Raw genomic sequence first — 11,619 nt, forward strand, 5'->3', positions numbered from 1 at the left:
CTTTTGCTCGCTATCGCTCGTACTCCACATTTTTCAAGTGGAAAAACTATAATACTCAAAGAAAATCAATCTAGCCTAGGAAACGAAGCTGATGATAGAACTGAGGTTCATTGAAGCAAGTTGACAAGGGCCATCCTTGGTTTCCAAAGAGTAAAAGTCAAAGAAAATTAAAAGCAAGGCTAAGGTGGTGTTTATCGCCAAGTCCGCTAGGGTTTGGGCTAAGAGCTGCACCTGGTTAGCAAGGCGAGTTATAGTCGTGCTGTCGCTGACGACTACCTCCATTTAAGGTTAATTTTCAAAGAGTATAAGTTTGTCAGAGGAGGTTTGTGATGGATCAATACCAATTAGTGATGGATTGCTTAGATAGACTGGGAATAGAGACAGAGCTTGTGGAACATCCACCAGCCTATACGACAGAAGAGGCAGACCGCTATATCGAGGGTATTCCAGGCGTCCGTACCAAGTCCATGTTTTTGACCAATAAGAAAAAGACAGCCTACTATCTAGTTATCATGGATGACCAAAAACGGCTCGACATGGAGAAACTCACGGACCTTCTTGCTACCACGCGTCTGCGAATGGCTTCTACCAATAGCCTAAAGGAGAAATTGGGCATAGAACCAGGTTCGGTTTCAATCTTCGGACTGTTGAATAACCGAGAAAGGGATGTCCAGGTCTTTCTGGATAAGGAAATACTGTCAGAAGACAGAATGAGTTTCCATCCCAATGACAATACCAAGACTGTTTTCTTGTCAACGATAGATATGTTAGATTTCATTGAAAATCAAGGCTATTCTTATCAGGTGATTGATTTGTAGGACTTCCCATAAATGGGTTAGGTTTTTGACATTAAAGATAGAGGCAGGGGCTAGGATCTTCTGCTTTTTTGCTGTCTAATAGTCTTTGACAATCAAAGATAGCTCTTGCCAATTCGCATCGATCGCCTCCGGTTCTATCATCAGCTTGTTTTTTTAAGCTAGATTGATTATAAATACAGAACTTTAGAACGAATCGGCTGAATACAAAAGGGGATAGGTACGATGGTTCTGCCTGTGCACTTCACAAAAGCCTAGCGCTCGGCTTTTGTTATCCGTGGATTTGTGGTAAAATAAGGAGATAATGAATGAGTGAGGGACTATTATGCGGTGTCCAAAATGTAACGGTTTAAAATCTAGCGTGATTGACAGTCGTCAGGCAGAAGATGGCAATACCATCCGTCGTCGTAGAGAGTGTGAAGAATGTGATCACCGCTTCACCACCTATGAACGGGTAGAAGAAAAAACCCTGGTAGTGGTTAAAAAAGATGGTACGCGGGAACAGTTCTCGCGGGATAAGATTTTTAATGGGATTATCCGGTCTGCCCAGAAGCGACCAGTATCCAGTAGCGAGATTGATGAAGTGGTGAACCGAATTGAGCAAAAAATCCGTAGCCAGCACGATGGTGAAGTTGAGAGCGACGTGATCGGAAATCTGGTTATGGCAGAGTTGGCAGACCTTGATGAGATCACCTATGTTCGTTTTGCCAGTGTCTACCGGAGTTTCAAAGATGTTGGTGAATTAGAGAACCTGCTCAAGGAAATTATCAAGGGCAATAAGAAAAAAGGATAAAATTATGCGACCAAACGAGACCTTTTTCTATGTGAAAAACCGACGCACTCATCAGGATATGGAGAGTTTGACGCGCTACTATTTGCCCTTGATCGGCCCTCTGGGATTGTCTCTATATGCCTACCTTATCAGCTTCCAGGATGAGGGAGAAAAGGGCCACTTGTTCAGTGATATCTTGTCTTATCTCAATGTTGGAATGTCTGAATTTGAAAAGAGTTTGGGGGCCCTGACAGCCTTACGCCTGGTTGATTTTGCGCAATTGGAAAATGGTCACTACCGCTTGGTTCTGCATCCGCCTTTAACGGCCTCTTCCTTTTTTGAGCACCAGGTTCTGGTTAATCTTTTGATGAGAAGGTTGGGAGAAAGCAAGGTAGAAAGCTTAAAACCTTCTCCTTTGGCAGCAGCCAAGTCCCTCAACCAGTCCTTGTCTTCTACTTTCAGTCAGGTGGAATCAATCAACATTAAGAAGGAAGAAGGTCCAGAAGATTTTGACTTGGACCATTTTAAGCAGTTGATGGCTCGGGACAATTTACGCTTTGACAAAGAATCTGACGATATTTTGGAACTTTTCCGCTTTTCAGCAAAAGCTCGGAAAACTTGGTATGACACCTACCAGCTCGCTAAGGAAACAGCTGTCGGCCAGGTGATCTCGACCAAGCGCCTCTTTAACAGCTTAGAGGCTCAGTCGGTACCAAATCAAACTTTCTCAGACGCAGAAAAGTCCTTGATTCGCTGGGCAAACAGCCGAGACCCCTTGGGCTTCTTAGCGGATATCAAGCAGGCCAGACAGGCCGTTGTGACAAACTCAGAGCGCCAGCTGATCAAGGAATTGACTCAGCTTGGGCTTCTGGATGGTGTGATTAATGTCGCCCTCTTTTATACTTTTCAAAAGTTAGATAGCGCTAATCTCAATGAAAAATACGCCCTGAAATTAGCCAACGACCTGTCCTATCAGAAGATAGCCAGCGCAGAGGCAGCGATTGCCTATCTACGAGCAGATCGCTCTAAGATAACTGATGCGAAGAGCAAACAGGCCAACTCGAAAAAGACATCAAGCAATGTCCCTGAGTGGAGCAAAGAAAGCTATCGAACAGAGGCGACTCCAGAAGAGTTAGAGAGATTAGAGGCTCTCAGACGTAGAATGTTAGGCGATAAGGAGGTGGAATAATGCAGGCAGTTTCTAGCCAGATGGCCAATCGGCCAACAAAAACAAACAAGACTTATGAGGAATTGAAGGCAGAGATTCTTGCAGACCAGGAAGTTCAAGCCTTTATTACCAAGCATGATATGACAGAGGAAGAAATCCTTCGTTCGGTTTCTAAGTTTTTTGAATTTATCAAGGAGCGAGATAATTACCTAACCAAGTCGGCGGCCTATATTTTAAAGGGTTATCAACCTAAGCTGATCATGAATAAGGGCTACGCTGATGTTAGCTATGAAGAGACTGAGGAACTCCTAGAAGCCGTTTCTCAAAAGGCCATTAACCAGCGTATCAATCTGGTTAATCTTCCCAAGAGCCTTCGCCAGATTTCTGCCAGAGATATGGATTTTAGTGACCCTAATCGCGAAAGTACCTACCTTTATCTGGCTGATTTTGTGGACAGTTACGGCCAGGCTTATCGGCCAGGCCTCTATCTCTATGGCTCTTTTGGGGTTGGCAAGACCTTTGTGATGGCTTATCTGGCTCGCGAACTGTCTGAAAAATGTCAGGTGGCGACCACCTTGCTTCATTTTCCAAGCTTTGCAGTTGATATTAAAAATGCCATCAACACGGGAAGTGTCAAGGCCATGATTGATGAGATCAAGGCGGCACCTGTCTTAGTGCTAGATGATATAGGAGCTGAGCAATTCAGCGCTTGGATCCGTGACGATGTTTTGCAGGTTATCCTGCAACATCGCATGCAAGAAGAGCTACCGACCTTCTTCACCTCCAACTTTAGCTTAGAAGATTTGGAGCGGCATTTTGCCAATGGCAGAGCAGGTGACGAGACCTGGCAGGCCAAACGATTGATGGAGCGAATCAAGTTTTTAGCCCAACCCATGCATCTGAAAGGAGACAACCGCAGATGAACGAAACCATTAAACTCATGAAAAATCATGTGTCTGTCCGTTCTTTTCTTGAGGAAAGCATTCCTGATGATGATTTGACAGCTATTTTGGAAGCTGGCCAAGCGGCATCCAGTTGGAAGAATTTCCAGTCTTACAGCATGATTAAGGTCAGGTCAAAAGAACAAAAGCAGGCTATTTACGACCTAGAACCGCAACCGTGGATACTGACCTGCGATACCTTTGTTATCATGGTAGGAGACCTCCATAGGGCCCAACTAGCGACAGAGAATCACGGAAAATCCTTTTACCCTCAAGGGGTTGAGAACCTTTTGATTACCTCTGTTGATGCAGCTCTGGTCGGTCAGAACATTCTCTTGGCAGCTGAAAGCCTTGGCTATGGCGGGGTCATGATTGGCATGATTCGCCAGTCAGCTGATGACTTGGCAGAACTCTTACAATTGCCTGACCATACTTACCCGATTTTTGGGATTGCCCTAGGTGTGCCTAAGCGTCATAATCCTGTTAAGCCTCGTTTGCCGTTGGCAGCGGTAGCATTTGATGAGGTTTATCAACCGGCAACAGCAGAAGTTATTGTGGATTTCGATCAGGTACAAACAGTCTATGCAGGTGCCCGTCAGACAGAGTTATGGTCTGAGCGAATAGCTCAACAATTTGGTCATCCTGAAAGTCCTGTGACTCAAGAACATTTGATTCGGAAAAAACTTCTCTAAGCGAATCATTCTGTTAACCATTTTTATTGAAAAAATAAAGGAGGCCTCATGGCTTTACCAGTAGTTGCGATTGTTGGACGTCCCAACGTCGGAAAATCAACCTTTTTTAACCGTTTGGCAGGTGAGCGAATTTCCATTGTCGAAGACGTGGAAGGAGTTACCCGTGACCGGATTTATGCCACTGCGGAATGGCTCAACCGTCAATTTTCTATCATTGACACAGGAGGGATTGATGATGTTGATGCTCCCTTTATGGAGCAGATTAAGCACCAAGCGGATATCGCTATGACTGAAGCAGATGTCATTGTTTTTGTTGTGTCTGGCAAAGAGGGGATGACCGATGCAGATGAGTACGTGGCCCGCATCCTCTACAAGACTAATAAGCCCGTGATTCTAGCGGTCAATAAGGTCGACAATCCTGAGATGCGCAATGATATCTATGATTTTTATGCTCTAGGGCTAGGTGATCCTTATCCTGTTTCTTCTGTTCATGGAATGGGGACAGGGGATGTGCTGGATGCTATCGTGGACAATCTCCCTTTACAGACTGAACCTGAAAACCCAGATATTATCAAATTCAGCCTGATTGGCCGCCCAAATGTCGGAAAATCAAGCCTGATTAACGCTATTTTGGGAGAAGAGCGTGTAATCGCCAGTCCTGTGGCGGGAACGACCCGTGATGCTATTGATACCCATTTTACCGATAGTGAGGGTCAAGAGTTTACCATGATTGATACCGCTGGGATGCGCAAGTCTGGAAAAGTCTACGAAAATACGGAGAAATACTCGGTTATGCGGGCCATGCGGGCTATCGACCGTTCCGATGTGGTCTTGATGGTCTTAAATGCCGAAGAAGGCATTCGCGAGTACGACAAGCGGATCGCTGGTTTTGCTCACGAAGCAGGTAAAGGGATCATCATCGTGGTCAACAAGTGGGATACGCTGGAGAAGGACAACCACACTATGAAAAATTGGGAAGAGGATATACGGGACCAGTTCCAGTACTTGTCCTACGCCCCGATCATCTTCGTGTCGGCCTTGACCAAGCAACGCCTCCACAAGTTGCCAGACATGATCAAGACCATCTCTGAAAATCAAAACATGAGGATTCCATCAGCTGTTCTTAACGATGTCATCATGGATGCTATTGCGATTAACCCGACACCGACTGATAAGGGCAAACGCCTCAAGATTTTCTACGCGACCCAAGTGGCGACCAAGCCACCGACCTTTGTTGTCTTTGTCAACGAGGAAGAGCTCATGCACTTCTCCTACATGCGTTTCTTGGAAAACCAGATCCGCAAGGCCTTTGTCTTTGAAGGAACACCGATCCATTTGATTGCTAGAAAGCGGAAGTAAGGTTGAAACGTGATGCAATTTTTTACCAGAAACTTTTGTTCTGGTACTTGGCGATTTATGGCCTACTTCATGTTGGTTGGATGATGTACCTTCATCAGATGGATAGTGAGTGGGGCTTGGTTGTCTATATTCTGATATTTTGGATTCATATTCCCTTGGTTTTGCTTGCTAGTTTCTTCTCCTTTTTGGGGAAACGGTTGAGGAAATCTTGGCTATGGGGCTTGGCTTGTCTTTGTTTTGTCCTGTCAAACGCAGGCTGGATCGGCATGGTCGTCCAAAGTGGTGGAGTATACTATTGGGAATTGCTCTTCTGGAGTCTCACGACCCTGATCCCCATCTATTCTAGCTTTCAACTGACTCGCTTGAGTAAATAGATTAAGAAAGAGAGAAGATTTAGGAAAATTCGTGGTTTTTTCACAAAGCGTGTTACACTAGATAAAAGGAGGGCATTCTGATGAAATTAACGGTTACCTCTTACCAGAAACTCTTATTTCGCTATCTGATTGGGTATTGGCTTATCCAGGTCTTGCTTGCAGTCTTTCTCTTGTTAGTTGAGAGAGGCTGGGGAGGATTTGCCTATGTATGGCTTTTCATTCCCCATCTACCAGTTTTCTTAGTTGGAACGATTTTTTCCTTCTTGGGCAAAAAGACGCAGAATCGCTGGGTTTGGTTGACGGCAGCGATGTTGTTCATCCTCTCCAATGCCTGGTGGATCTATAGTGGTCTGCAAGGAGAAGGCTTCCGTGTGATACTTTATTTCATACCCCTGACCTTTGTCCCCATCTTTGCGACGGTTCAACTGGCGCGATTGACAAAACATTTATAAGAAAAAACATACCTGAAAGTTGAAAGGCTTTCAGGTATGTTTTTTCTTCGATTAGTGCAGGAGGTGCTGTTAGACTTTTATTAAAAATGACCGTTTATGATGAAAAAACGACCATTTATGAAATAAATATTCAAAAAATAGAGAAAAAGACTAAAATAATTCTATAAAGAAGCGAAAAAACATTGAATTAAATAAAAAAGTATAATATAATTGTTTTGTTCAGAATATTTGCTTCTTTCAAAAAATGGAAGGAGGAAACCATATGTTTGATTGGAATAAACTGTTCGGAAGATATAATGGTGGTCGTAAGCCGTAAATAAATTTTAGGAGAATATCTATATGGGGTATCAGAATATAATGGGATTTGCTTCTCTTATTTTACAAATCACGCTGTATCTAGTAACATTCTCTCAAATAAAGGGAGAAAAGCTTGTTAAAAAATTTATATTCTATTTTACAATTATTGAGTTATTTAGGATGTTTATTATTGGAGGAGCTTATTCAGTATTCTTGGTTCCTATAGAATTATATTATTTAAATAAAAAGATTTGTAAGGAGAAGGATATGGAGAAATCAATTTTCTATGCTCTCTATACTTTCTACTTTATCTTTACACTTGTCAATTTCTTTGATCTGTTTTTTAGCGAATTTGTTAATTCATCCATTTTTCATAATCATCAAATGACTTTCTGGTCACTATCTATATTATTGACCTTTTTAACCCATAAAATTTTGTTTCACATATTGAAAATACAGCCTAAATTATTAAGTGATGATGATATTTTTATAAAAGATAAAATTATTCGTCCATTTAATAAGACTTTAAAAATAGCTGTCGGAGTTTTATTGCTTGATTATTACTTAGAAATGTATTTTGATTTTGGCACGGTCTCCCAGTATTCTAAATATCTGATTTTTGCCTATCTTTTCATGATTGTCAGTGTCTTAATTCTGCTTAATAATAAAATTGTAGCTTATCAGGAGGAGATTTTTCAGCGGGAGAAGGAGGAGCAGTATCGGCGCTTGCAGTTGTACACCAATGAGATTCAGACACTTTATCAGACGGTTCGGGGGTTTAAACACGATTATAAAAATATGTTAATCACTCTGAGGGACAGCATTCAGACGGGGGATATTGAGAATGTTAGGTATTTGTACCAAAACATTCTCGTTTCTGCGGATATTAGCTTATCGGAAGGGGAAAATATTGATGATTTATCCCGTCTGGAAAGTCCGGCTCTCAAGAGTTTGCTCTATCATAAATTCAATCAAGCCCGCCAAGAGGGAGTGACCATTCATTTGGAAATCAAGGATGAAGTGACAGGGCTTCAGATGGAATTGTTAGATTTTGTTCGAATTCTATCGATTTTAGTGGATAATGCCATCGAAGCTGCAAAAGAAACAGTGAAACCAGAGGTATTTTTTGCCATCGTCAAGCAGGAGACACGTTATATTATTCACATCAAGAACAGTATTAAGTCCGGCCTTATCCCAGTGAGTCAGATTTTTAAACAGGGCTACTCCAGCAAGGGAAAGGGGAGAGGAGAAGGCTTGTACACAGTTAGTCAGATTATCAAGCGCTACTGTAAGGTAGCGATTGAAACAGAGGTTACTGATCTTTTTTTTACACAGATTGTTTATATAGGGGATAAGTCATGAATGTTTATATTTTAGAAGATGAAATTTACCATCAGAATCGTTTGCAGGAAGTTTTGCAGGAGATCGCTCGTCATTTTGGTATCCAGCTCGAGGTTAAATTGGTAACGGGGAAGCCCGATGAATTGTTGCAGGGGATTACGACTTTTGGAAAGAATCAGATCTATTTTTTGGATATTGAACTGAAAGGGCAAGAGAAGAAAGGGCTTGAAGTGGCGCGTCAGATTCGGGAGAAGGATGATGAGGCGATCATTATTTTTGTGACCACTCATACTGAGTTTGCGGCAATTACCTATTTTTACCAAGTATCTGCCCTGGGCTTTGTTAACAAGGAATTGGAAACCAAGGCATTTACCCAAGATATTGCCAACTATGTTCAGGCGATTATGAAGCGTCAGGCTTTTCTTCAAGAAGATATCTTTGAAATAAAAACGCAGACGCGGCATGTGCGTGTTCCTTTTGAGGATATTTGCTTGATAGAAACGACGGAAATTCCTCATAAATTGGTTCTTATAACGGACAAGCAACGCTTGGAATTTTATGATAGTATCAAGAATATCGAGCAAAAAGAACCTCGCTTGTTCAGGGCTCACAAGGCTTTCCTAGTCAATCCGAACAAGGTCAAGGAAATAGATCCTGCAAATAATGCCCTCTATTTTGCAAATGGTCTGGACTGCCTAGTGTCACGCCGTAAGATTAAGGAATTAAAGAGACGAATGGGGTTGAAGGCTTGAATCTAGGACAGACTGCAAGGCGTGTCAATCAAGCTTTTTGATAAGATAGACGAATAGGTTTTGGAATATTAGATAGTTATCTTAACATGAAATTTCTTTAGAAGGCGATATTATTTAGTTGTTATGGCAATGAAAACCACTAGTAATCAGATTATGAGTATCAGCTCGTTTCCCATGCGCGTGTTGGATACAATCCCTAATTTGACATTCACAAGTCCTAGAAATTATGGTAAAATGAAGGTAATTATATTTGAAAAAGAGGTTTGATGACATGTCAAAGATTTTAGTTTTTGGACACCAGAATCCGGATATGGATGCGACAGCTTCCGCTTATGGCTGGGCTTATTTGGAGCGGACTGCTTGGGGACGTGATGCTGAAGCAGTTCTATTGGGTGAGCCGAATGAAGAGACAGCTTACGCTTTGAATTATTTTGGAGTTGAGGCGCCTCGTGTGGTGGAGAGCGCAGCGGCAGAAGGTGTTAATCAGGTCATCTTGACCGACCACAATGAGTTCCAACAGTCCATTTCGGATATCCGTGACGTAGAAGTGCTTGCCGTTGTTGACCACCACCGTGTGGCTAACTTTGAGACGGCTAATCCTCTTTACATGCGCTTGGAACCTGTTGGCTCAGCTAGCTCGATCGTCTACCGTGCTGCTAAAGAGGCGGGAGTGAGTTTGCCGCGTGAAGTTGCGGGTCTCCTTTTGTCAGGCTTGATCTCAGACACTCTCTTGCTCAAGTCCCCGACCACTCATGTTTCAGACCCTCAGGTAGCAGTGGAATTGGCTGAGCTTGCTGGCGTTAACTTAGAAGAATATGGTCTTGCCCTCTTGAAGGCAGGCACCAACCTAGCCAGCAAATCCGCAGAAGAGTTGATTGACATTGATGCCAAGACCTTTGAACTCAACGGCAATCCAGTTCGTGTGGCTCAAGTAAACACAGTTGACATTGCGGAAGTTTTGGAACGTCAAGAAGAGATTGAAGCAGCGATGACAGATGCGATTGTGGCTGAACATTATTCTGACTTTGTATTGATGATCACAGATATTGTGAATTCAAACTCTGAGATTCTCGCTCTTGGTGCTAACATGGACAAGGTTGAAGCAGCCTTCAACTTCAAGCTAGAAAACAACCACGCCTTCTTGCCAGGCGCAGTCTCACGTAAGAAGCAAGTCGTTCCTCAGTTGACAGAAAGCTTTCTTAATTAACCTTAGACTTAATTAGACAAGAAGAAGTTTTGATAGCAGTCATAATGGGAGTTGTACAAAGACAGCTTTAAATTGAATCCTATCCAATCGTTCAGAATGTATTTCAAATTTTCTTGGAATAAGTATATTTTGTTGATAATTTTAGTCTATTTTTTATCTATTTTTTTAAAAAATGTTTTGCAAATAGGCAAAAACTGTTTTAAAATTGGGTTGTATAGCTATACAACTCAATTTTTTATTAATTAGAATAGGAGTTTTTCAATGTTCAAAAAAACTACTGCGACAGTCATAGCAGGTCTTACATTATTGTGTGGGAATTTGGCTCAGGCTGAAGAAGTTGATGTGATGCGTTCAGATGAAGGAGGGAGCCTAATGTCATTTGAAGGCAATACTTTTATTTTCGGTGGTACTAGTGGGAATTATCATTTTGAATTGGGGGATAACAATTCAGATGGTGGCATTGGTAAAGGATTTGGAGGTGATGTTGTTTTCTATAAGACATTTGTAACCCCAGGTCCTCGAACTTCTGACCCGTGTTTGGGCGAAGGACTTTCTTTATCGCTTGATAATAGTGGTGAAAAACTTCGTTTTGTGAATGGTATTGCACCCGGAGATCGTGGTTCGGAAGGTATTTTAACAGAGAAGCTTGGGGAAGAACTTGGAAATGAAGTTATTTCTGTTCAGCTGGTTGAATCGTCTGGCCCTAGGACATCAGATCCTTGTCTTGCGGAGCAATAATATAAAGATTAACCGAAAATGTGTTTATAATGTCCTGAATAGCTGACGGATCTGTAGAATTAGTTAGCCAAAAACGGATAAACCCTTACTAGGAATGTATCTGATATACTCCCCCTATAGTGGACAGTGAAAAAACAAAAATTCACTAGAAACTATAGAGGGAGTTTTCATATGTCCAAAAGAAGTCCGAAATCAGTAGAGGAAAAATTAGAAGTTGTTAATCTTTATTTGACTCATCACCAATCAATAAGTAGCTTGGTCAAACAGTTTGGTATCACTAATACTACCCTGCGAGAATGGGTTCGCAGGTATGAACAAGATGGTGTAGATGGACTTAAGGAAAGTTGCCATTGGAAGGCTTATAGCCTTGAGTTAAAGGAACAAGCTGTTCGAGATTATCTAGAAGGCAGGGGGAGTCAACGTCAGATTGTGCAAACCTATCACATCTCGGATTCAAGTGTTCTCAGAAGGTGGATAAAACGGTATACTAGTGGTAAACCATTAACAGCTACTAGTAAAGGACTAAGTCGCATGAAACAAGGCCGTAAAACCACTTTTGAAGAACGTGTTGAGATTGTCAATTTCACGATTGCTCACGATAAGAATTATCAGGCAACAATTGCGAAATATAATGTCTCCTACCAACAGGTCTATTCCTGGGTTCGGAAGTTTGAAAAGGATGGCAGTCAAGGACTTCTGGACCGCCGTGGG

13 protein-coding genes are annotated in these 11,619 nt (G+C 42.1%); all 13 read left to right on the plus strand.

Annotated features, from left to right (window positions below; translation table 11 throughout):
* Positions 1-329: 329 nt before the first annotated feature.
* On the plus strand, positions 330-818 hold the full coding sequence (locus ABID29_RS07525; protein WP_354365542.1) for a prolyl-tRNA synthetase associated domain-containing protein: 489 nt from the start codon (positions 330-332) through the stop codon (positions 816-818).
* Positions 819-1,140: 322 nt separating this feature from the next.
* Positions 1,141-1,608 carry a transcriptional regulator NrdR gene (nrdR, locus tag ABID29_RS07530; protein WP_354365543.1) on the plus strand — a complete coding sequence of 156 codons (468 nt, stop codon included), beginning with the start codon at positions 1,141-1,143 and terminating at the stop codon, positions 1,606-1,608.
* 4 nt (positions 1,609-1,612) lie between these two features.
* The gene (locus ABID29_RS07535) at positions 1,613-2,776 is read left to right on the plus strand and encodes a DnaD domain protein (RefSeq protein ID WP_354365544.1); all 1,164 of its coding nucleotides are present in this window, start codon (positions 1,613-1,615) and stop codon (positions 2,774-2,776) included.
* A complete protein-coding gene (gene dnaI / locus ABID29_RS07540; protein WP_354365545.1) occupies positions 2,776-3,678 on the plus strand; it encodes a primosomal protein DnaI in 903 nt (300 codons plus the stop codon). The genes ABID29_RS07535 and dnaI overlap by 1 nt, the downstream gene beginning before the upstream one ends.
* On the plus strand, positions 3,675-4,388 hold the full coding sequence (locus ABID29_RS07545; protein WP_354365546.1) for a nitroreductase family protein: 714 nt from the start codon (positions 3,675-3,677) through the stop codon (positions 4,386-4,388). The genes dnaI and ABID29_RS07545 overlap by 4 nt, the downstream gene beginning before the upstream one ends.
* Before the next feature lie 48 nt (positions 4,389-4,436).
* Positions 4,437-5,747 (plus strand): ribosome biogenesis GTPase Der, encoded by a 1,311-nt coding sequence (der, locus tag ABID29_RS07550; RefSeq protein ID WP_354365547.1) that lies wholly within the window; start codon positions 4,437-4,439, stop codon positions 5,745-5,747.
* A 2-nt stretch (positions 5,748-5,749) separates the two neighbouring features.
* The gene (locus ABID29_RS07555) at positions 5,750-6,121 is read left to right on the plus strand and encodes a hypothetical protein (protein WP_354365548.1); all 372 of its coding nucleotides are present in this window, start codon (positions 5,750-5,752) and stop codon (positions 6,119-6,121) included.
* A gap of 80 nt (positions 6,122-6,201) precedes the next feature.
* Entirely contained in the window at positions 6,202-6,573 is a 372-nt protein-coding gene (locus ABID29_RS07560; RefSeq protein ID WP_354365549.1) for a hypothetical protein, read from the plus strand.
* A 339-nt stretch (positions 6,574-6,912) separates the two neighbouring features.
* Positions 6,913-8,232, plus strand: a complete 1,320-nt coding sequence (locus ABID29_RS07565) for a sensor histidine kinase (protein WP_354365550.1) — start codon at positions 6,913-6,915, stop codon at positions 8,230-8,232.
* Positions 8,229-8,963 (plus strand): LytR/AlgR family response regulator transcription factor, encoded by a 735-nt coding sequence (locus tag ABID29_RS07570; RefSeq protein ID WP_354365551.1) that lies wholly within the window; start codon positions 8,229-8,231, stop codon positions 8,961-8,963. Before ABID29_RS07565 ends, ABID29_RS07570 begins: the two co-directional genes overlap by 4 nt.
* A gap of 271 nt (positions 8,964-9,234) precedes the next feature.
* On the plus strand, positions 9,235-10,170 hold the full coding sequence (locus ABID29_RS07575) for a manganese-dependent inorganic pyrophosphatase (RefSeq protein WP_354365552.1): 936 nt from the start codon (positions 9,235-9,237) through the stop codon (positions 10,168-10,170).
* A gap of 261 nt (positions 10,171-10,431) precedes the next feature.
* Positions 10,432-10,908, plus strand: coding sequence for a hypothetical protein (locus tag ABID29_RS07580; protein ID WP_354365553.1), 477 nt, complete (start codon positions 10,432-10,434; stop codon positions 10,906-10,908).
* A 171-nt stretch (positions 10,909-11,079) separates the two neighbouring features.
* Positions 11,080-11,619, plus strand: a 540-nt coding sequence (locus tag ABID29_RS07585; RefSeq protein WP_354365554.1) for a transposase, incomplete at its 3' end; no start/stop codon positions are given.

Source organism: Streptococcus rupicaprae (genome assembly GCF_040545225.1).
In the GTDB taxonomy this organism is placed as follows: Bacteria; Bacillota; Bacilli; order Lactobacillales; family Streptococcaceae; genus Streptococcus; species Streptococcus rupicaprae.